Origin of the sequence: Thiomonas bhubaneswarensis (assembly GCF_001418255.1) — a bacterium.
Classification (GTDB): domain Bacteria; phylum Pseudomonadota; class Gammaproteobacteria; order Burkholderiales; family Burkholderiaceae_C; genus Thiomonas; species Thiomonas bhubaneswarensis.
Genome location: NZ_LIPV01000008.1, coordinates 62,268 through 82,009, shown reverse-complemented (window position 1 = coordinate 82,009; position 19,742 = coordinate 62,268). Strand labels below are relative to the sequence as shown.

The window sequence follows — 19,742 nt, the reverse complement described above, 5'->3', positions numbered from 1 at the left end:
TCGGCAACGCGAACACCGTGGTGCGACAGGCAAAATGCGGCTATTTGCACGCCACGACCATGAAAATAGCGACCTGGAACGTCAACTCCCTCTCCGTGCGCCTGCCGCAGGTGCTCGACTGGCTGCATGCCCAGTCGCCCGATGTGCTGGCGTTGCAGGAGACCAAGCTGACCGATGACCGCTTTCCGCATGCCGACCTGCTCGCGGCGGGCTATCACAGCGTCTGGCTGGGCCAGCCTACCTACAACGGGGTGGCCTTGCTCAGCCGCGAACCGGCGCAGCAGGTTCAGCGCGGCATTCCAGGGCTGGACGACCCACAGGCGCGCGTGATCGCCGCGACGTTCGGGGAGATTCGGGTGATCGGCGCCTACTTCCCCAACGGTCAGGCGCCTGGCAGCGACAAATTTGCCTACAAGATGCAGTGGCTCGACGCCTTGCAGGCCTGGCTGGCCAAGGAGCTGGCGCAAGACGCGAAGGTGGCTCTGGTCGGTGACTTCAACATCGCCCCGGAAGACCGCGACGTCTATGACCCGGTCGCTTGGGAGGGCCAGATTCACTGCACGCCGGAAGAGCGCGCTCATTTCCGCAGCCTGCTGGACCTGGGTATGTTCGACGCTTTTCGCGCTTTCGAGCAGCCGCCCAAAAGCTGGAGCTGGTGGGACTATCGCAATCTGGCCTTTCGCAAGAACCAGGGCCTGCGCATCGATCACATTCTGTTGAGCGAATCGTTGCGTGCCTCGTTGCGGCAATGCTTCATCGACAAGGCACCGCGCAAGAACGAAAGGCCCAGCGATCACGCCCCGGTCGTGGCCGAGTTGGAGACCTGACGCTCAGTCTTCCATGCCGAGTTCCTGAATCTTGCGCGTGATGGTGTTGCGCCCGATCCCCAGCTTATGTGCGGCTTCGATGCGCCTTCCGTGGGTCTGCGTCAGCGCGGCGCTGATGACCGCGCGCTCGAAACGCTGGGTGAGTTGGTGCATGACGTCGGGCTCGCCGTTGCGGATCAGGCCCAGCGCCACCTGCTCCACGCTGCGTTCCCAGTCGTCGTGGGGTAGCTGCGCGACTTCGGCAGGCAGATCGGTCGGCGCCGCTGGCACGGGCGGCGAGGTCGGGGCAGGTGCAGGTGCTGTGGCGGGCCTAGAAACGGCATCCGCCGAGGCTGCGCCGGGACGCAACTCATCAGGCAGATCCTTGACCTGAATCGTCTGCGCCGGGGCCATGACAGTGAGCCACTGACACAGATTCTCCAGCTGCCGCACATTGCCCGGGAAAGGAAACTGCTGCAGCACGTGCAGGGCTTCGGTGGAGATGCGTTTGGGCTCGACGCCGAGCTCCTGCGCGCTGCGCTGCAGGAAGTGCCGGGTGAGCGGCGCGATGTCTTCACTGCGCTCACGCAAGGGCGGAAGGCGCAGACGGATGACGTTGAGCCGGTGGAACAGATCCTCGCGGAACTGCCCCTGCGCGACGCGCTGCTCCAGGTTCTGGTGCGTCGCGGCGATGACGCGAACATGGGCCTTGATCGCGCTGTGCCCGCCCACCCGGTAATAGTGGCCATCGGAGAGCACACGCAGCAGCCGGGTCTGAAGTTCGAGCGGCATGTCTCCGATTTCGTCGAGGAACAAGGTGCCGCCCTCGGCCTGCTCGAAGCGACCGCGCCGCATGGTCTGCGCGCCGGTGAAGGCGCCGCGCTCGTGGCCGAACAGCTCGCTCTCGAGCAGGTCTTTGGGGATGGCCGCGGTGTTGATGGCAACGAACGGCCCGCCCGACCGCGGGCTGTGCTTGTGCAGGGCGCGCGCGACCAGCTCCTTGCCCGAGCCGGATTCGCCCGTGATCAGCACGGTGACCTGAGAATGTGCCAGCCGACCGATGGCGCGGAACACGTCCTGCATGGCCGGGGCCTGACCGAGCAGTTCCGGGGTTTCGTTGTGCGCTTCGTCGGCCTGCTCTTCGCGCAGGCTTTCATCGACCGCCCGCTGGATCAGCTCGACGGCCTTTTCCACATCGAAAGGCTTGCTCAGATAGTCGAACGCTCCGCCCTGAAGCGAAGCCACGGCGCTGTCGAGATCGGAATAGGCCGTCATGATGATGACGGGCAGGCCGGGGTGCGACTGGCGGATCTGCTGCAACAGGTCGATGCCGTTGCCCCCTGGCATGCGAATGTCGCTGATGAGCACCTGCGGGCAGGCGTCGGCTAAGGCACTCAGTACGTCGCGCGGGTTGGAGAAGCTGCGCACCTCCATGCCCGCCTTCTGCAACGCCTTCTCCAGCACGAAGCGGATGGAGGCATCGTCATCGACCACCCAGATCGGTTTCATCGCCGGCCCTCCCGCGCGAGCAGCCCTTTCAAGGCAGTGGAAGGGTGATACGGAAGTCGGTATGGCCTGGCTGGCTGTCGCATTCGATGGTTCCCTGATGTTGCTGGACGAAGGTCTGGGCCAGCGTGAGCCCCAGTCCACTGCCTCCTTCGCGGCCCGAGATCAGCGGAAAGAAGATGCGATCTTTCAGTTCCGCAGGCACCCCTGGGCCGTTGTCCACGATATGCAAGACCAGTGCCAGCTTGTAGCGCTGGCGAGCCACCGTCGTCTGCCGCGCCACGCGGGTGCGGAAGACGATGCGTGCGTCACCCGTGGCGATACGGCCCTGCAAGGCCTGCGCCGCGTTGTGCGCGATGTTGAGCACGGCCTGGATGAGCTGCTCCTTGTCGCCGCGAAATTCGGGCAGGCTGGCGTCGTAATCCTGCTCGATGGTCAGACCTTGAGGGAACTCGGCCTGCAGCAAGGTGCGCACATGCTCGCAGACTTCGTGAATGTTCACATCGCCCACGACATGCGGCTTGCGATGCGGCGCCAGCAGCCTGTCCACCAGGGTTTGCAGGCGATCGGCCTCCGCGATGATGACCTGGGTGTATTCCTGCAGTTCGGCCGAGGGCAGCTCGGCATGGAGCAATTGCGCAGCTCCGCGTATGCCCCCGAGCGGGTTCTTGATCTCGTGCGCCAGATTGCGGATCAGTTCCTTGTTCGCCTGCGCCTGGTTGTGCCACTGCTCCTCGCGCTCCAGCCGCGACTGCTGGCTGATCTCGACTACTTCGACGAGCAACAGCCCCTCGGGATGATCGGTTCGCGTCACAATCACCTGAACCTGCACGGCATCGCGCAGACGCATCATGCAATCGAAGCGCTTGCTGCTGAACACGTTGCCGCGCACTTGCAGCAGCGCTTCCTGCCACAGATCCGCGCAATCCAGCCAATGCCCCAGGTTCTGCGCCTGTAGCATCCGGCGGGAGACGCCAAGGCCGTTTTCGAGGGCGGGGTTGGCGTATTGAATCAGACCGCCTTCATCCACCAATGCCGCCATGGAGGCCAGCCATTCCAGGCCGGGGTAGTCGGGCGTGCTCTGCGACCCGGCCGCGCCCTCGTTCATTGGGGATATTTCTGCAATTCGCGCTGCAGCGCGGCGATGTTGGCCTGAGTCATGGCAATCTGGTCTTTCATCGCTGCGACACGCTGGGCGTATTCGCCGCCCTTGATGCCACCCCCGACGATGCGCTCGCTCGGCAGATAGGGCGGCTGGCCGTTGTTGTATTCCTTGAGCTGCTGCTCTAGGCGGGCCTGCTGCTGCTGCAACTCCTGCTCCAGAATGCGACGCGCCTCGGCATCGCGTTCCTTCTGCGTCGATGGCGCCACGCGCGCGGCCTGGTTGCCGCTGGGCGCGGCTCCCGGCTCATTGGGCTTGCTGCCGGAACCGATGACCTTGGGCGGCATGCCCGGGCTCGACAGAATGCTCACATTGGCGTTGTCGATGAGCTTGCAGTTCTTCTGCTTCACCTCGGAGAGGTCGTTGGTGTAGGAATTGTCGGGGCAGCGATACACCCTTTGCGGATCGGTCTGGGCCTGTGCAGCCGAAGCCAGCGCGAGCATGGCAAGGGCCGCAGGCGCGGCATATCGGGCGGTCAGACGGTTGAGCAGAGTCATGGCAACGATGCTGGCGTTGAACCCAGATTGTCCATGAGGCGGCGCTTTGCGCCTGCACGGGCGCTGGCGGTCTGTTTGGGGCGTTTTTGCCCCCGTGCTTCGCGCCCATAGCTTGGGCTATGAGCTTGTAGCACGGAGCCAAATCCATCCCCAACCCGCCTCGCCATCATCCCGTGCCCTCATGAACAATCTGGGTTGAAAGTGCAGAAGTGTAAGTCTGGCAACGTCCCAGCCGCCCTCGCAGCCGACACGGCGTCGCGAAATTGCCAACGTGACGCAAAAAAAGCGGCCCACAGGCCGCTTTTTTCCATCGCAGCAAATTACAGCGAGTAGTACATGTCGAACTCGACCGGATGGGTGGTCATGCGGAAGCGGGTGACTTCCTCCATTTTCAGGTCGATGTAGGCGCTGATGAAGTCGTCGCTGAACACGCCGCCCTTGGTCAGGAAGCCGCGATCCTTGTCGAGGTAGTCCAGCGCCTGGTCGAGGCTGGAGCAGACGGTGGGGATCTTGGCTTCTTCTTCGGGCGGCAGGTCGTACAGATTCTTGCTCGCGGCTTCGCCCGGGTGGATCTTGTTTTCCACGCCGTCCAGACCGGCCATCATCATGGCGGAGAAGGCCAGGTAGGGGTTGGCGGTGGGATCGGGGAAGCGCACCTCGATGCGGCGGGCCTTGTCGCTCTGCACGAACGGTACGCGGATCGATGCCGAGCGGTTGCGGGCCGAGTAGGCCAGCATGACCGGGGCCTCGAAGCCAGGCACCAGGCGCTTGTAGGAGTTGGTGCCGGGGTTAGTGATGGCATTGAGCGCGCGGGCATGCTTGATGATGCCGCCGATGTAGTACAGCGCGAACTCGCTCAGGCCGGCATAGCCGTTACCGGCGAACAGGTTCTTGCCGTCCTTCCAGATCGACTGGTGCACATGCATGCCCGAACCGTTGTCGCCGACCACGGGCTTGGGCATGAAGGTCGCAGTCTTGCCGTAGGCGTGCGACACGTTGTGCACCACATACTTGAGGATTTGCGTCCAGTCAGCACGCTGCACCAGGGTGGAGAACTTGGTGCCGATTTCGCACTGGCCTGCGTTGGCCACTTCGTGGTGATGCACTTCGACGGGCACGCCCATCTGTTCGAGCAGCAGGCACATTTCCGAGCGGATGTCCTGCAGGCTGTCGACCGGGGGAACCGGGAAGTAGCCGCCCTTCACCGACGGCCGGTGGCCCATGTTGCCGCCTTCCATCTTGTCACCGGTGGCCCATGCGGCCTCGTTGGAATCGATCTTGACGAAGCTGCCCGACATGTCGACATTCCAGCGGACCTGATCGAAGATGAAGAACTCGGGCTCGGGACCGAAGTAGGCGGTGTCGCCGATGCCCGAGGCCTTGAGATACGCCTCGGCCTTCTTGGCGATGGAACGCGGATCGCGGTCGTAGGGCTTGCCGTCGCCGGGTTCGAGCACGTCGCAGCTCAGCAGCAGCGTGGTTTCTTCATAGAACGGGTCGATGTTGGCGGTGTTGGGATCGGGCATGAGCAGCATGTCCGAGGCTTCGATGCCTTTCCAGCCGGCGATGGAGGAACCGTCGAACGCATGGCCGTCGGTGAACTTGCCTTCGTCGAAGGCGGAAATCGGCACCGACACGTGTTGCTCCTTGCCGCGAGTGTCGGTGAAACGGAAATCCACGAACTTGACGTCGTGTTCCTTCACCATGCCCATCACGTCGGCGACTGTTTTGCTCATGAAAATCTCCTGTCAGGTTGAAATGCGTGTGAGGGACCATCTTAGGTGCAAAGGTGGCACTCAACATCGGTTGCTGCGATGCTCTGCGCAGTACGCGCAATCTAGCAGAAAGCGTGCCTGCATCGACCGGTCGTCGCCCTCTTGGGCCAGCCCTCGCAGAGGGCGCGTTTAGCGGGACAGCGTCGGGCTCTGGAAGGCCTCATTCTGGTGCACAGATTCTGTGCGCACCACAACAATGCGTAACGCCTTATTTTGGTGCATTTTCCCAACTCCCAGGAGGCAAATGTGTGCAGAGATAGTCAAACGCTGCCCCAACTTCGGCGCCTTTGACCCCCAGTTCGATGTGCCGCCCCCAGACCGGATGATCCACACTCGGCAGGCTGAAGACCTTCACGCCGGGGAAGCGCTGCTCGATGTCTTCCATCAAAGGCGTCAGATCCGACTCCATCGCCTTGCGGACGATGACAGCCTTTTCGACCTGATGCCCTTGCCCATGAAGCCCGGCAAGCGGACCATCGAGCGCCCATTCGAGCATCGGCCAGGCCATCACCGGAAACCCGGGCACGAAGTAGTGCTGGCGGATGGAAAAGCCCGGAATCTTGTTGTAAGGATTGGGGATGATGGCGCTGCCCTGGGGGAAGTACCCCATTTGCAGGCGCTGCTGGTTCGCTGCGGAATCCAGTTCGCCCAGCCCGGCTTCGATCACCCGCTGCTGAATCAGCGCCTTGGCTTCAGGATGGAGCTTAAGCGGCACGCCCAATGCCGCAGCGGCGCTTTGCCGGGTGTGATCGTCCGGTGTGGCGCCGATGCCGCCACAGCTCAGTGCCACATCGCCACGCTGGAAGCTGGCGGCGAAGGCTGCAGTCAGCAGCGTCGGGTCGTCCCCCAGATACTGCACCCAGTCCAGCCGCATCTGCCTCGCCCTGAGCATCCCGAGCAAATGGGGAAAATGTTTGTCCTGACGTTTTCCCGAGAGGATTTCGTCGCCGATGATGTAAAGCCCCAGTCCCATATACGCATCCTTTTGAAATGGTAAGGATAGCGGGCGCCTCGGTTCCAAATAAGTCACAAACTAGCGCTTTTGTTGCGGCGTGGGAGGGTTTCGAGCGCCCGCACCGCTCGTATGCTTGACTACTCCATCGACAAACCGATCATGCTTCTTCACCAGACGTTCGAGACGACGGTCTCCTCCCATGCCGATCATCGCGCCCTCGTGCGCGAGGGCGTGACGACTCGCTACGCCGACCTGGCCGACCATGTGGAAGGCATTGCCGCCGCGCTGCGCGCCGACGGCATCCAGCGCGGCGAGCGGGTAGCGCTCTTCCTCGACAACTGCGTCGAAATGATCGCGGCGATGTACGCCGTGCTCAAGATCGGCGCCGTGTTCATGCCGGTCAACACCCTGACCAAGGCCGACAAGCTGGCCTACATCCTCAACGATGCCGAGGCCAGCGCCCTGCTCACACAGCAGGAACTGGCCGAAACCAGCCGCGCCGCACTGGCGCAGAACCGCAGCGTGCGTCATTGCTACATGCTGACGGCCTACGCACAAGGCAAGGCGGATACCGGCACGGCCGATGCGCGCGAACGGCCATTCCCGCCGGCTCTGCCCCAAGCCGCCTGCTCGCCCACGCATCCCGATCTGATCGACCAGGATCTGGCCGCCATCATCTACACCTCGGGCTCCACCGGCGACGCCAAGGGCGTGATGCTCACCCACCTGAACATGCTCACCGCGCTGCATTCGGTGCGCAGCTATCTGGGCCTGCGGCAGGACGACATCATCGTCTGCGCCCTGCCTCTGGCCTTCGACTACGGGCTTTATCAGGTGCTCATGGCCTTTAGCCTGGGCGCCACCGTGCTGCTGGAGCGTTCGTTCACCTTCCCGGTGAAAGTGCTCGAACGCATGGCGCAGGAGCGGGCCACCGTGTTCCCGGGTGTGCCCACCATGTTCACCCTGCTGACCAATCTCAAGACGCTGCATGAGTTCGATCTTTCCGCGCTGCGCCTGATCACCAATACCGCCGCAGCGCTGCCACAGACGCAGATTGCGCAGATCCGCGCCCTGTTTCCTCAGGCCACGCTGTTCTCGATGTACGGGCTGACCGAGTGCAAGCGCGTCACCTACCTGCCGCCCGAGCAACTCGACATCCGCCCCGCCAGTGTGGGACGCGGCATGCCCAACGAAGAAGTCTGGCTGGTCGATGACGAAGGACGCCGCCTGCCCTGGGGTTCGACGGGCGAACTGGTCATTCGCGGCAGCCATGTGATGCGCGGCTACTGGCGCAAGCCCGAGCAGACCGCGCAGCGCCTGCGCCCAGGGCCGATTCCCGGCGAAATGGTGCTGTATTCGGGCGACCTGTTCCGTACCGACGATGAGGGCTGGCTGTACTTCGTCGCCAGGCGCGACGACATCATCAAGAGCCGGGGCGAAAAGGTCAGCCCGCGCGAAGTCGAAAACGTGCTGCATGCGCTCGAAGGCGTGCTCGAAGCGGCGGTCATCGGCGTGGATGACCCGCTGCTGGGCCAGGCCGTCAAAGCCTTCGTGGTGTGCAAGCCCGGCGTCAGCCTCAGCGAGCGCGAGGTCATCAAGCATTGCCTGGCCAACATCGAAAATTTCATGGCGCCCAAGTACGTCGAGTTCGTCGACGCCCTGCCCCGCACCGACACCGGAAAGATCAAAAAAACGGGCTTGCGCTGATGCCGCTTTCCCGTCTGCCCTTCCCATCTGTCCTTTCCATCACCAAGGTCTCGATCCCGTGACTGACATGCACCGGCAAATCCGCGACTACATCGACAGCAACTTTCTGCTCGGCGCGCGCGACACCAACTACAGCGACACCGATTCCCTGCTGGATCTGCACATCCTGGACTCGACCGGCGTGCTCGAACTCATCCTGTTCCTGGAGGAGACCTGGGGCATCCAGGTCGCCGATACCGAGATGGTGCCGGAGAACCTCGACAGCATTGCCGCCATCGCGGCCTATGTGCAGCGCAAACAGGCTGCCTAAGAGGTTGTGAACACATCCACCATGAAACGCCCCGCCCTCGACGCCGAAGTTCTCGCACTCGATTGCGAGGCCGAGACCGCCCGCATTGGCGAATTCTTTCTCCAGACTCTGCGCGGCCTGAACAAGCGCGGCGTGGTGCTCGGCCTCTCCGGCGGCGTCGACAGCTCGGTGTGCGCGGCGCTAGCGGTGCGCGCTCTGGGGCCACAGCGCGTGTTCGGCCTGCTCATGCCGGAGCGCGATTCCTCGCAGGCCAGCGCCAGCCTGGGTGCTCAGGTCGCGCAGCAACTGGGCATCGAGCATGCGGTGGAAGACATCGCCCCGGCCCTCGATGCCATCGGCTGCTACCGCTGGCGCGACGAGGCGGTGCGCAGCGTGCTGCCCGACTACACCCCGGAGTGGAAAATCAAGCTCGCGATCTCGGGCGGACTCGCCGGCGGCATCAATCACTTCAAACTCATTGCCCAGGCCCCGGACGGCGTGCTGTCGGAAACCCGGCTGCCACTGCGCGCCTATCTGCAGATCGTCGCCGCGACCAACCACAAGCAGCGCCTGCGCAAGACGCTCGAATACTTCCACGCCGACCGCCTGAATTACGCCGTGATCGGCACACCCAACCGGCTGGAATACGACCAAGGCTTTTTTGTGAAAAACGGCGACGGTTCCGCCGATCTCAAACCCATCGCGCACCTCTACAAGACTCAGGTGTACGCGCTCGCCCGCCACCTCGGTCTGCCCGAAGCCGTGTGCAACGCGGCACCGACCACCGACACCTACAGCCTGCCGCAGGGGCAGGACGAGTTCTATTTCGCCCTGCCCTGGCATCAGATGGATCTTGCACTTTGGGCACGCAACCACGACTACACCGCTGACGAGCTGGCCCAGGCTCTCGGCACCACGCCGCAGGTGGCCGCCTCGGTGTTGGCCGACATCGACGCCAAACGCCGCACCACACGCTATCTGCACGCCCGGCCCGCACTGGTCGAGCCGGTTTTTCTCGGAGATGACGCTTGAACTCACGACTCGACGAGGCCATCGCCCTCGACCCTGCCGACAGCCCGATGCTTAATGCACACAGCCACGCCGCCTTCGCACAGCGCTTGATCCACCTCACCAAGGCGCTCGACATCCTTCCCGACAAGCCTGAGGAAACTCCGTCATCCGCCCTGCGCGCGCTCTGGCTCTTGGCCGCAGGACAGCCGCTTTCGCTCCATGCCGCCAGCGAAACCGACCTGCCCGCGCTCGACACACAGCAACTCGACGCCCTCGACGCCCTGATCGCACGGCGCATCGACGGCGAGCCGGTCGCCTATCTCACGGGTCGCCAGCGCTTCATGGGGCTGGAGCTCCTCGCCTCACCCGAGGCGCTGATTCCCCGCGCCGAGAGTGAAATGCTGGCCCGCGTCGCCATCGAGAAACTGCGAGATGTCGCGGCCAACCGGTCAGCGCCGCCCCTTGCCATCGATGTGTGCTGCGGCTCGGGCAATCTCGCCTTGGCGCTGGCGCACGCCGTACCCCAGGCGCAGGTACATGGCGCGGACATTTCCCCGACGGCGATCGACCTGGCCAGAGCCAACACCCAGCAGCTCGGCTTGAACTCTCGGGTTCAACTGCACACCGGCGATCTGCTGGCTCCGTTCGGCGAAGCGTTTCATCGCCAGGTCGACCTGCTGGTATCGCTTCCGCCCTACATTTCGACGACCAAGATGGACACCATGCCGCGAGAAATCGTGGGACACGAACCCCATCTCGCCTTCGACGGCGGGCCGTTCGGCGTGCGCATTCTGATGCGTCTGATCCGCGAGGCCCCACCTTTGCTGCGTCCCGGGGGCTGGCTGGGCATGGAAGTCGGCCTTGGGCAAGGCCCGGCCATGACACAACTTCTGGAGAAAAGCCCGGCTTACGACCAAGTCGAAACCATCGTCGATGCTCAGGGCGCGGTACGCGCCGTGCTGGCCCGCGCCGTCTGATCCCGGGCCAGCCTCGCCCAGCGGGGCCAGGCGCGCGCAGCGGCGGCGCGCGCTCCCAGCCGATGCGCGCCATAGAGGAGCGGCAAAAGCCCACCGGCCAGGAGATGCGCGACCGCACTCCACTTCGGCAGCGCTTCACCCGCGGCGTAGTACAGACCCAGGCCGCTTAGGCCCAGCAGCCCGAAAGCCGCCAGCAGCGACAGACCGCTGACCATGTTTTCGCGCCGCGCCCAACCGGCGCGTACATGCACCGCCCACACCGCACCGATGAGTCCGGCGATCAGCAGAAAACTCAGGGCATGCAGCATCGCCACCCAGACCCGCAGGCCGCCGGGCAACACCCAGGGCAGATCCCAGTCGAGGCGCATCTGCAGCGCCCCGGGGACGAGGAGCAACCCCGTTCCCAGCAGCGCAACGGCGGCGAGGTGTAGCGTCGGCCCGAAAGCGCGTGGATACGTCTTCATGCTGCGGCCTCCAAACCGGTGGCGTCCTCCGGTGTCATCAGATGCCCACCCAGGCGTGCCACCCATGCAGCACGCTGCCCGGGTTTGGCCAGGGCTGCCACCTTGGTGAGCGCATCGGCGAGCCATGCCTGGTCGGCCCGCACCGTCCAGATCTGCGGGATGGACGGCACCGCATGGCCCTTGGGATGGATCAACCTCGCGGTAAACCGCTGCCGCTGCTGGGCATCAGGCGCGACGATGGACGACGCCACGGCTGCGTTGAACAGTTGCCCCGCATCGTTCAGGGCGCCGTGGGCATTGCGCACGGCGATCGGAACAGGCTCAGGGCCGAAAACACGCAAATCGCCTCCGGCATTGACCACAGCCTGATGCACTCCGGCGCGCTGAAGGCAAGCCGTGGCCAGATCGACCGCATAGCCCTTGGCGATGCCGTCCAGGGTCAGCACCACGGGGCGATGCAATCGCACCCGACGCCCCGGCAGCAGCTCCACCGCATCACTGCCGGTCGGCGCGTGAAGCGAGGCGTAGCCGTGATCGGGAAGCGCGCCACAGGCCACCAGTCGAGCGCCCACCGTAACGTCGAAGAAGCCGTCGCTGGCACGCGCCAGATGCAAGGCCTTGCGCAGTACGTCCCAGGTCCAGACATCGACCTGCTGCGCAGAATGGTGCGCGCACAGGTTGATGCGACTGAGCGTGCTGTCAGGATCGTGAAAACTCATGCGCCGCTGCGCCCGGGCGATGTGCAGAAATGCACTTCGCACGGCCCTTTCCACCCTACCTGCGCGGCCGCGGGCGCGAATCTCCACCCAGGTACCCAAAAGCGGTTGCATGCGGCGAATGGACACGACTTCAGCCTCTCGCCGTCTCATTTGTCCCCCTGCAGCGCGACTTGTTGCAGCACCAAAAGGCGCTTCACACCGTTCATGACGTTGCGGCACGACAGCGTAGCGCCGCTGATGTTGGGCACGTCTTGATCGAGCTTGAACGGATCGGCCAGTGTCTTGCCTTCGAGCGACTTGCGCCAACTCGCCTGGCGGATCTGATCGCCGTGGGTCTCGCGATAGATCATCACCTCGATGCCGCGCACCTTCCCTTGGGGCAGCAGGGCCGTGCCGTAGCGGATGAATTCGTGCTTGCCCACCACATCATCGACTATGAACCAGCCCAGCAGCTTGCCGCCACGCTCGGCCCGCCAGACCTCCTGCCGGTCCCAGCGCTGTTTCAGACCGGAGCGCTCCTCGATAGCGGCTTTCTGGGCCGCACTGAGTTGCACCGGTGCGGCAACAAAGCGCTCGGCATCGGGGAACAGCGCCTTCTGCGCCTGCTCGACGGTGAGATATTCAGTCGCTCCCACCGGCGCCGCCACCAGGGCCGCCACCGGCATGAACAGAATCGGATGCCATCTTCGCATAGCCAAGCCTCAGAAGTTGTATCCGAGCTTCAGCCGGATTTCGCGCCGCTCGTGATCGGCCAGATGCAGACCGCTGACGTTGTCGGCCGCTTCGTTGGAGCCGCGCAGTTGCTGCGCCCAGGTCAGCGTGGCCCACCAGGTCTTGCCGCCGTAATGGAGCGACGGGCCAGCGAAAAAGTCCCAGTGATCGAACTGCCACGACTCTCCCGCCGGACGCAGGATTTCGGCGTCGATCCAGCCCTCTGCGCCGATGGACCAATTCGGGGCGAACCGATACGACACGCCACTGCGTAACCGCGGCGCAACAGCAAACTCCGTTCCGCCACCAGCCTGCGGTCGCCACGACTCTGCCTCGAGTTCAAGGTTGGTCACCCACTGCAATTGGCCATCCAGATAGGGACGTTGAAGGATGAGCTTGGCTTCCACCTCGTAGCCTTGGCCCTTTTCGCCGGTGATCGGATCGACTGTGTCATAGGTCACCTCGCCATACAGAGCCACGCCCAGATCGTCCTTGTACGGCGACAGAAGCATTTTTTTCAGCTCCAGCGAAAAACCGCTGAGCTGAGTTCGGTGCAGGCTGCCGGTGATTTCGCCCTGCCCCACCGGGCCGGCGCAACCGACCGTGCCGCAGTCGTAGCTGTGCCGGTAGCCATTGAGATAGATCGCGCCACTCAGACTGTTGGTGATACCGTATTCGTACTCGGCGCGGAGGTACTGCGCCGAGTAACTGCCACGCCTTTTGCCGCTGTGATCGGTGAGCCAGAAATAGGCCTCGGATGCGCCTTTTGGCAGTGTCTCAGCCCCCACGGTATAACCGAGCAGGTTCTCGTCTGCCGCGGCGCTCATCGGCAGCGCAGCGAAGGTCAAGCCAGCGAGCGTGGCCAGTGTCAGGTGAAATCGATAAGTCAATTCAATCTCCATAAATACGAACGGTTCGCATTTTTATTTTTATGGATGATTGTGTCAAGCATGTCTTCTTGTAACGCGCAAACGCCAAGGCAACGCTCCGGACGCTCGCGCTCAAGGCAGGACGACGCAGGCAAAATAGCGCGTCGTTTCGCGCCCCTTATCCATGCCTCAACCGTCCAACCTCAGTGCCCACACGCCCTTGATGCAGCAGTACCTGCGCATGAAGGCCGATCATCCTGGCAGTCTGCTGCTTTGCCGCATGGGCGATTTTTATGAGCTGTTCTATGACGACGCGGAAAAGGCAGCGCGGTTGCTCGACATCACCCTGACGCGGCGAGGCCAGTCGGCGGGCGAGCCAGTCATCATGGCCGGCGTACCGGCGCAGGCTCTGGACGGCTACCTGGCCAAGCTGGTCAGGTTGGGCGAATCGGCAGCAATCTGCGAGCAGATCGGTGATCCGTCGCAGGCCAAGGGGCTGGTCGAGCGGCGAGTGGTGCGCGTCGTCACGCCCGGCACGCTCACCGAGCAGGCGCTGCTCGACGACAAGCGCGACGCCATCCTGCTGGCCATCGCCCCGGCGAAGTCGGCCCGCGGCGTCTGGGGACTGGCGTGGATGGCCCTGACCGGCGGCAGCGTCACCCTGGCGCAGTGCGACCCGACGGCGCTGCCCGACTGGCTGGCGCGCATCGGCCCGGCCGAAATCCTCTGGCCGCAAAGCCATGTTGTGCCTCAAGAGTTAACCTTGCCCTTCACGACGGAGCGGCCCGACTGGCATTTCGATTCGGCGCTCGGCCTGCGCAAGCTCTGCGCCCAGTTGCAGGTGGCGCATCTCGACGGATTTGGCGCCCAGGGTCTGGGCAGCGCCCACGCCGCTGCCGCCGCGCTGCTGACCTATGCCGAGCAGACGCAGGGCGGCGCCCTGCCCTTGCTGGCCGATCTGCGCGTCGAGCGCGCCGAGCAGAGTCTTCGCCTCGACGCCGTGGCACGCCGCAACCTCGAAATCCTCCAGCCTCTGCGCGGTGACGACAGCCCGACGCTCTTTTCGCATCTCGACTCCTGCCAGACGGCTGCGGGCAGCCGCCTGCTGCGCGACTGGCTGCAGGCGCCGCCGCGCGATGCCGACATCGCCCGCACTCGTCACGCCGCGTTGCAGAGCCTGATGGACGGTGGATTGGCTGCCCTGTGTGGCAGCCTTCGCGGCATGGCCGATCTGGAGCGCATTGCCGCACGCATCGCCCTCAGGCAGGCCAAGCCGCGCGAGCTTTCCGGCTTGCGCGACGGCCTGCTGCTCCTGCCTGCGCTGCGCCGTCAGGCTGCCGCGTTCGAGCGCTGCGACTTACTACAAACCGTCGATGCACAGCTCGACCTGCCGCCCGAGCCCGCCGCCTTGCTGCTGCGCGCCATCGCCGCCGAGCCCGCGCTGAACCTGCGCGACGGCGGCGTGATCGCCGCGGGCTTCGATGCCGAACTCGACGAACTGCGAGCCATCGACACCGACTGCGGCAGCTTTCTCATGGAGCTGGAGCAGCGCGAACGCGCGCGCACCGGCATTGCCAATTTGCGGGTGCAATACAACAAGGTTCACGGGTTTTTCATCGAAGTCACCCACGGGCAGACCGACAAGGTGCCCGACGACTACCGCAGGCGGCAGACCCTCAAGGGTGCCGAACGCTACATCACCCCCGAGCTGAAGGCCTTCGAGGACAAGGCACTCTCGGCACAAGACCGGGCGCTGAGCCGCGAGAAGGTCCTGTTCGACGGCGTCATCGACGTCTTGCAGGCGAGTCTCGCCGCCATCCGCCGCGCCGCGCAGGCCATTGCCCTGCTCGACGTGCTGGCTGCCCTGGCCGAGCGCGCGAGCACCTTCGGCTGGGTCTGCCCCGAGTTCACCCAGACACCGGGGCTGGAGATCGTCGGTGGCCGCCATCCGGTGATCGAAAGCCGGGTCGACCGTTTCATTCCCAACGACTGCCAGCTCGACGAACAGCGCCGCCTGCTCATCCTCACCGGGCCGAACATGGGCGGCAAATCCACGTATATGCGGCAGACCGCGCTGATCGCCCTGCTCGCCTATCTCGGCAGCTACGTGCCCGCGCGCAGCGCGCGCATCGGCCCGCTGGACGCCATCTTCACCCGCATCGGCGCTTCCGACGATCTGGCAGGCGGGCAATCGACCTTCATGGTCGAAATGGCGGAAACCGCGGCGATCCTGCGTCAGGCCACACCGCAAAGCCTGGTGCTGATGGACGAAGTCGGGCGCGGCACCTCCACCTTCGACGGCCTGGCGCTGGCCGCCGCCATCGCGGCGCAGCTGCACGACCGCAACCGCAGCCTCACCCTGTTCGCCACCCATTATTTCGAGCTGACCGAGCTGCCCCTGCGCCACCCACACGCGGCCAACGTCCATGTGGGCGCAACCGAGACGCCACAGGGCATCGTGTTTCTGCATGAAGTGCGCGAAGGACCGGCCAACCGAAGCTACGGCGTGCAGGTCGCACAGCTTGCGGGGGTGCCGTCAGCCGTCATACGCGACGCCCGTCGACGGCTGGACGCGCTGGAGCGCAGACAACAGGCGCAGGACGCGCAGCTCGACCTGTTTGCTGCCCCCGTCGAGGCGCAACGGCAAGCAACTGAAGCTGCGCCGCAAACCGATGCGCTACGCGACGCCCTGGAGACGCTGGACCCCGATGCCCTGACCCCGCGCCAGGCGCTCGAAGCCCTTTACCGTCTCAAGGATCTGCAGTCGTCCGACTGAACTCAGGCTCGTTCGATCAGGGCGTAGGCCGAGTGATTGTGGATGGACTCGAAATTCTCCGCCTCAGCCACGTAATGACCGATGCGCGCATCGGCGTTGAGACGGGCGGCGACATCGCGCACCAGATCCTCAACGAATTTCGGGTTTTCGTAAGCGTGCTCGGTGACGTATTTCTCGTCCGGCCGCTTGAGCAGGCCCCATATCTCGCACGAGGCCTCTTCCTCGGCGATGCGGATGAGTTCTTCCAGCGCCACCGGTTGCAGCAACTCGGCGGTGATGGTGATGTTCGAGCGCTGGTTGTGCGCGCCGTAATCCGAGATCTCCTTCGAGCACGGGCACAGCGATTTCACCGGCACCATGACCCTGGCCGTGAGCTTGACCTGATCGCCGCGCGCTTCGGCGATCCAGCCCGCCTCGTAATCGAGCAGGCTTTGCACCCCGGACACCGGCGCGGTCTTGCGCAAAAACAGCGTGAAGGCAAACTCCAGCCGACCCGCCGTGGCATTCAGCTTGGGGAGCATCTGCCGGGTGAGCGCGGCAAACGCCTGCGCGTCCATCGCCTCGGGCATGGCTTCGAGCAGTTCGACGAAGCGCGACATATGCGTGCCCTTCTTCTCGGCAGGCAGCGCCACGTCGGCCGTCACCTGGGCAATGCTCGGATGCACGCTGCCATCGCGCAGACACACGTTCACCGGGTAGCGCAAACCCTTGACCCCGACCCGCTGGATCGCGATATGGCGCTCGTCCACAGTGCTCTGGATATCTGGAATGGCATCAAAGGGTTTGTTCATGGGATGACGGGTGGGGCTGCGCCGCGGCATTTCAGCGCAGCCCGCCCGGGGCATAGTTGAGAAAAGTTCTCAGATTATCCCGGATGGCGCTGTTCCTTGCCCGGCCTGCGGGATTGGGCGCTCTCAGCCGCGCTGCGGCAGCACCCGCAACAGCAAAAAGAGCACCGCTGCCGCGACCACGATGGCCGGGCCCGTGGGCAGATCAGAGTGCAGCGAGGCCATGACCCCCAGCCCGACCGCCGCCGCGCCAATCACCGCCGCGCCCCAGGCCATCTGCAGCGGGGTGCGCGCCAGTCGACGCGCCGCCGCTGCCGGAATGATGAGCATCGCCACCGTGAGCAGAATGCCCACCAGTTTCATCGCCAGCGCGACGAACGCCGCCAGCAGCAGCATGAAAGCCAGTTGCAAGGCCCTCACCCTGCGCCCTTCGACTGCCGCGAGTTCTTCGTGCACCGTCATCGCCAACAGACCGCGCCACAGCAGTGCCAGCACGCCCAGCGCGACGACGTCGAGCAGCGCAATCCAGCCGAGGTCGGCCGGTCTGAGCGCCAGAATGTCGCCGAACAGATAGGCGAACAGATCGACCCGCACGTCTTCCATGAAGGCCAGCACAACCAGTCCCAGCGCCAGACTGCTATGCGCCAGCAGCCCCAGCAGGGTGTCTTCGGCCAGGCCATCAGCGGGCTGCCTGCGCGCCAGAATCAGCGCCACCACCACGCTGACCGCGAGCACACCCAGGACGGGATCGAGATGCAGCAATAGCCCCAAACCCACGCCGAGAAAGGCCGAGTGCGCCAGGGTTTCGCCGAAATAAGCCATGCGCCGCCACACCACGAAGCAGCCCAGAGGCCCAGCCAGCAGCGCCACGCCCACCCCGCCCAGCAGGGCACGCCAGACGAATTCGGGCAAACCGAGTTCACTCATCGCGCTGCCCTCCTGCCGCCGCTTCAGGCCCCTTGTCGGGAACGATGTTGCCATGCAGGTCGTGGTGGTGATCGTGATGGTGACGATAGACGGCCAGGCCCGCCAGATCGCGCCCGAACAGGCGTCGATATTCGGGGTGCACCCCGACGTCTTCGGGGCGACCGACACAGCAGACGTGCCGCTCAAGGCAAATTACCTCGTCGGTGGCCGCCATGACCAGATGCAGATCGTGAGAGACGAGCAGCACCCCACAACCCGTGGTGTCGCGCAGACGTGCGATCAGCGCATAGAACGCCTCCTGCCCCTGCACGTCGAGCCCTTGCGCGGGCTCGTCGAGCACCAGCAGATCGGGCTGGCGCAGCATGGCGCGGGCGAGCAGAACACGCTGCATTTCTCCGCCGGACAGGGCCCGCAGCGGGCTGCGCACCAGGTCACCGGCCCCATTGTCGACCAGTACCTGCTGCCGCTGCCTCGCATCACCGGCGCCCGAGAGCAGCAAAAAACCGTCCACATCCATCGGCAGATTCGCCGGCACCACGAAGCGCTGCGGCACATAGCCCACCCGCAGATCACCCGCCCGCTGGACACGGCCACCGTCGGGTTGCAGCAGCCCGAGCACCACGCGCACCAGGGTGGTCTTGCCCGCGCCGTTCGGTCCGATCAAAGTGACGATCTGGCGCGGCATCACCAGCAGACTCACGTCGTCGAGCAGGCGCTTGCCGTGACGGGTCAGATGAATGTTTTCGAGCGTGATCAGAGGCTCGGTATGGAGCGAGGCCATTGCGGTATGTTGCATATGTTATATAGTAACATCCATCGTTTCATTGCCTGGATCAACCATGCTGAAGTTATCCCGAATTGCCGTCTTCTGCACCGTCTTGGTCGCCATCCTTCGGGCGCCGCTCGCAGGCGCAGAGCCGGTGAAGGTTGCCGTCAGCATCAAACCCGTTGGCGATCTCGTCGCCGCGGTCATGCAGGGGGTGGGCACACCGAGCGTGCTGATTCCCCCGGGTCGCTCGCCCCACACCTACGCGCTCAAGCCCTCGGAGCGTGCCGCGGCCGAGCAGGCCCAGGTCGTCTTCTGGATCGGCCCCGATGTCGAACCGGCGCTGAATCCCGTCACCCGATCGCTGCCCAAATCCACCGAGGTGGTCACGCTCTCGACAGCGCCCGGCATGAACCTGCTCCCCGCGCGGCAGGGTGGCGACTGGGAACGCAAACGGCCCGCACCCAAGCTGCACCACGACGGCGAAGACCATGAACAGGAGCATGCGCACACCGGCAGCTTCGACGGCCATCTCTGGCTGTCGCCGACCAATGCCAAGACCATCGTGCGCACGGCCGAACGCGTGCTGGCGGCCAAGGACCCCGCGCATGCCGCACAGTATCAGGCCAATGCCGACAAGGCGGTGCAGACTATCGACGCCATGACCGCCGAGCTGACCTTGCAACTCCAGCCGGTGAAGCACAAGCCCTTCATCGTGTTTCACGATGCCTACCAATATTTCGAGCATGCCTTCGGACTGCGGGCGGTCGGCTCGCTTCTGGTCAGCCCGGAGGCCATGGCCAACGCACGGCGCGTCAGCCAGATGCGCGACAAGATTCAATCTCTGGGCGTGGTCTGCGTCTTCACCGAACCACAGTTCGAGCCCAAGCTGGTGCAGACCCTGGTGGAAGGAACGCCTGTGCGCGTGGGCACCCTCGATCCTCTCGGTGCGAAAGGGCCTTTGGGGCTTGCGGGTTACACCCAGTTGATGCGGCAACTGGCCACGAATCTCAGCCAGTGCCTCTCGGCCCGGTGAG

Annotated in this window: 19 protein-coding genes; 7 read left to right on the top strand and 12 right to left on the bottom strand. The window is 64.5% G+C overall.

Annotation, left to right across the window (positions count from 1 at the left end):
• The first annotated feature begins 59 nt into the window (after window positions 1-59).
• On the top strand, window positions 60-827 hold the full coding sequence (locus ASC45_RS11415) for an exodeoxyribonuclease III (RefSeq protein ID WP_055451167.1): 768 nt from the start codon (window positions 60-62) through the stop codon (window positions 825-827).
• 3 nt (window positions 828-830) lie between these two features.
• On the opposite strand, the gene ntrC is transcribed toward ASC45_RS11415, so the two are convergent.
• From ntrC to ASC45_RS11390, 5 genes are all read right to left on the bottom strand, one after another.
• A complete protein-coding gene (ntrC, locus tag ASC45_RS11410; RefSeq protein ID WP_055451166.1) occupies window positions 831-2,315 on the bottom strand; it encodes a nitrogen regulation protein NR(I) in 1,485 nt (494 codons plus the stop codon).
• A 28-nt stretch (window positions 2,316-2,343) separates the two neighbouring features.
• A complete protein-coding gene (gene glnL, locus ASC45_RS11405; protein ID WP_055451165.1) occupies window positions 2,344-3,420 on the bottom strand; it encodes a nitrogen regulation protein NR(II) in 1,077 nt (358 codons plus the stop codon).
• Complete coding sequence (locus tag ASC45_RS11400; protein WP_055451164.1) at window positions 3,417-3,971, bottom strand: hypothetical protein; 555 nt, start codon at window positions 3,969-3,971, stop codon at window positions 3,417-3,419. Before ASC45_RS11400 ends, glnL begins: the two co-directional genes overlap by 4 nt.
• 320 nt (window positions 3,972-4,291) lie before the next feature.
• On the bottom strand, window positions 4,292-5,707 hold the full coding sequence (gene glnA / locus ASC45_RS11395) for a type I glutamate--ammonia ligase (RefSeq protein ID WP_055451163.1): 1,416 nt from the start codon (window positions 5,705-5,707) through the stop codon (window positions 4,292-4,294).
• 247 nt (window positions 5,708-5,954) lie between these two features.
• Entirely contained in the window at window positions 5,955-6,719 is a 765-nt protein-coding gene (locus ASC45_RS11390) for a competence/damage-inducible protein A (protein WP_055451162.1), read from the bottom strand.
• 111 nt (window positions 6,720-6,830) lie between these two features.
• Here ASC45_RS11390 and ASC45_RS11385 point away from each other — a divergent pair, with 111 nt between their 5' ends.
• The 4 genes from ASC45_RS11385 to prmC all read left to right on the top strand — a co-directional run bounded on the left by ASC45_RS11385 (window position 6,831) and on the right by prmC (window position 10,685).
• A complete protein-coding gene (locus tag ASC45_RS11385; protein WP_245610043.1) occupies window positions 6,831-8,408 on the top strand; it encodes a class I adenylate-forming enzyme family protein in 1,578 nt (525 codons plus the stop codon).
• A gap of 67 nt (window positions 8,409-8,475) precedes the next feature.
• On the top strand, window positions 8,476-8,718 hold the full coding sequence (locus ASC45_RS11380) for an acyl carrier protein (RefSeq protein WP_245610049.1): 243 nt from the start codon (window positions 8,476-8,478) through the stop codon (window positions 8,716-8,718).
• Between the two features lie 21 nt (window positions 8,719-8,739).
• Window positions 8,740-9,729 carry an NAD(+) synthase gene (nadE, locus tag ASC45_RS11375; RefSeq protein WP_055451160.1) on the top strand — a complete coding sequence of 330 codons (990 nt, stop codon included), beginning with the start codon at window positions 8,740-8,742 and terminating at the stop codon, window positions 9,727-9,729.
• Complete coding sequence (gene prmC, locus ASC45_RS11370) at window positions 9,726-10,685, top strand: peptide chain release factor N(5)-glutamine methyltransferase (protein WP_245610042.1); 960 nt, start codon at window positions 9,726-9,728, stop codon at window positions 10,683-10,685. The genes nadE and prmC overlap by 4 nt, the downstream gene beginning before the upstream one ends.
• Here the strand turns inward: prmC and ASC45_RS11365 are convergent.
• From ASC45_RS11365 to ASC45_RS11350, 4 genes are read right to left on the bottom strand one after another with little or no spacing between them, the layout of a single operon-like run.
• Window positions 10,646-11,149: a hypothetical protein gene (locus ASC45_RS11365; RefSeq protein WP_055451159.1), complete on the bottom strand. Its 504-nt coding sequence runs from the start codon at window positions 11,147-11,149 to the stop codon at window positions 10,646-10,648. The genes prmC and ASC45_RS11365 overlap by 40 nt on opposite strands.
• The gene (locus tag ASC45_RS11360) at window positions 11,146-11,979 is read right to left on the bottom strand and encodes an FAD:protein FMN transferase (RefSeq protein ID WP_281173302.1); all 834 of its coding nucleotides are present in this window, start codon (window positions 11,977-11,979) and stop codon (window positions 11,146-11,148) included. The genes ASC45_RS11365 and ASC45_RS11360 overlap by 4 nt, the downstream gene beginning before the upstream one ends.
• A gap of 35 nt (window positions 11,980-12,014) precedes the next feature.
• A complete protein-coding gene (locus ASC45_RS11355) occupies window positions 12,015-12,560 on the bottom strand; it encodes an FMN-binding protein (RefSeq protein WP_082454377.1) in 546 nt (181 codons plus the stop codon).
• 9 nt (window positions 12,561-12,569) lie between these two features.
• On the bottom strand, window positions 12,570-13,469 hold the full coding sequence (locus ASC45_RS11350; protein WP_245610040.1) for a DUF6662 family protein: 900 nt from the start codon (window positions 13,467-13,469) through the stop codon (window positions 12,570-12,572).
• A gap of 163 nt (window positions 13,470-13,632) precedes the next feature.
• Between ASC45_RS11350 and mutS the strand changes: the two genes are divergently transcribed.
• Window positions 13,633-16,224 (top strand): DNA mismatch repair protein MutS, encoded by a 2,592-nt coding sequence (gene mutS / locus ASC45_RS11345; RefSeq protein WP_055451155.1) that lies wholly within the window; start codon window positions 13,633-13,635, stop codon window positions 16,222-16,224.
• A gap of 2 nt (window positions 16,225-16,226) precedes the next feature.
• Here the strand turns inward: mutS and folE2 are convergent, their stop codons facing one another.
• The 3 genes from folE2 to ASC45_RS11330 all read right to left on the bottom strand — a co-directional run bounded on the left by folE2 (window position 16,227) and on the right by ASC45_RS11330 (window position 18,735).
• Window positions 16,227-17,015: a GTP cyclohydrolase FolE2 gene (gene folE2 / locus ASC45_RS11340; RefSeq protein WP_141655782.1), complete on the bottom strand. Its 789-nt coding sequence runs from the start codon at window positions 17,013-17,015 to the stop codon at window positions 16,227-16,229.
• A gap of 123 nt (window positions 17,016-17,138) precedes the next feature.
• Complete coding sequence (locus ASC45_RS11335) at window positions 17,139-17,939, bottom strand: metal ABC transporter permease (protein WP_055451153.1); 801 nt, start codon at window positions 17,937-17,939, stop codon at window positions 17,139-17,141.
• Window positions 17,932-18,735, bottom strand: coding sequence for an ATP-binding cassette domain-containing protein (locus tag ASC45_RS11330; RefSeq protein ID WP_245610039.1), 804 nt, complete (start codon window positions 18,733-18,735; stop codon window positions 17,932-17,934). The genes ASC45_RS11335 and ASC45_RS11330 overlap by 8 nt, the downstream gene beginning before the upstream one ends.
• A 43-nt stretch (window positions 18,736-18,778) precedes the next feature.
• Between ASC45_RS11330 and ASC45_RS11325 the strand changes: the two genes are divergently transcribed.
• Window positions 18,779-19,741: a zinc ABC transporter substrate-binding protein gene (locus tag ASC45_RS11325; protein WP_055451151.1), complete on the top strand. Its 963-nt coding sequence runs from the start codon at window positions 18,779-18,781 to the stop codon at window positions 19,739-19,741.
• The last annotated feature ends 1 nt before the right edge of the window (window position 19,742 follow it).

Excerpts from the sequence above, each read along its gene's own strand:
- ASC45_RS11355 (WP_082454377.1), bottom strand. The coding sequence starts at position 12,560 with ATGCGAAGATGGCATCCGATTCTGTTCATGCCGGTGGCGGCCCTGGTG.
- ASC45_RS11365 (WP_055451159.1), bottom strand. The coding sequence starts at position 11,149 with ATGAAGACGTATCCACGCGCTTTCGGGCCGACGCTACACCTCGCCGCC.
- glnA (WP_055451163.1), bottom strand. The coding sequence starts at position 5,707 with ATGAGCAAAACAGTCGCCGACGTGATGGGCATGGTGAAGGAACACGAC.
- ntrC (WP_055451166.1), bottom strand. The coding sequence starts at position 2,315 with ATGAAACCGATCTGGGTGGTCGATGACGATGCCTCCATCCGCTTCGTG.
- ASC45_RS11415 (WP_055451167.1), top strand. The coding sequence starts at position 60 with ATGAAAATAGCGACCTGGAACGTCAACTCCCTCTCCGTGCGCCTGCCG.
- ASC45_RS11330 (WP_245610039.1), bottom strand. The coding sequence starts at position 18,735 with ATGCAACATACCGCAATGGCCTCGCTCCATACCGAGCCTCTGATCACG.
- mutS (WP_055451155.1), top strand. The coding sequence starts at position 13,633 with ATGCCTCAACCGTCCAACCTCAGTGCCCACACGCCCTTGATGCAGCAG.
- ASC45_RS11385 (WP_245610043.1), top strand. The coding sequence starts at position 6,831 with ATGCTTGACTACTCCATCGACAAACCGATCATGCTTCTTCACCAGACG.
- ASC45_RS11390 (WP_055451162.1), bottom strand. The coding sequence starts at position 6,719 with ATGGGACTGGGGCTTTACATCATCGGCGACGAAATCCTCTCGGGAAAA.
- folE2 (WP_141655782.1), bottom strand. The coding sequence starts at position 17,015 with ATGAACAAACCCTTTGATGCCATTCCAGATATCCAGAGCACTGTGGAC.
- glnL (WP_055451165.1), bottom strand. The coding sequence starts at position 3,420 with ATGAACGAGGGCGCGGCCGGGTCGCAGAGCACGCCCGACTACCCCGGC.
- nadE (WP_055451160.1), top strand. The coding sequence starts at position 8,740 with ATGAAACGCCCCGCCCTCGACGCCGAAGTTCTCGCACTCGATTGCGAG.
- ASC45_RS11400 (WP_055451164.1), bottom strand. The coding sequence starts at position 3,971 with ATGACTCTGCTCAACCGTCTGACCGCCCGATATGCCGCGCCTGCGGCC.
- ASC45_RS11360 (WP_281173302.1), bottom strand. The coding sequence starts at position 11,979 with ATGCAACCGCTTTTGGGTACCTGGGTGGAGATTCGCGCCCGCGGCCGC.
- ASC45_RS11380 (WP_245610049.1), top strand. The coding sequence starts at position 8,476 with ATGCACCGGCAAATCCGCGACTACATCGACAGCAACTTTCTGCTCGGC.
- ASC45_RS11325 (WP_055451151.1), top strand. The coding sequence starts at position 18,779 with ATGCTGAAGTTATCCCGAATTGCCGTCTTCTGCACCGTCTTGGTCGCC.
- ASC45_RS11335 (WP_055451153.1), bottom strand. The coding sequence starts at position 17,939 with ATGAGTGAACTCGGTTTGCCCGAATTCGTCTGGCGTGCCCTGCTGGGC.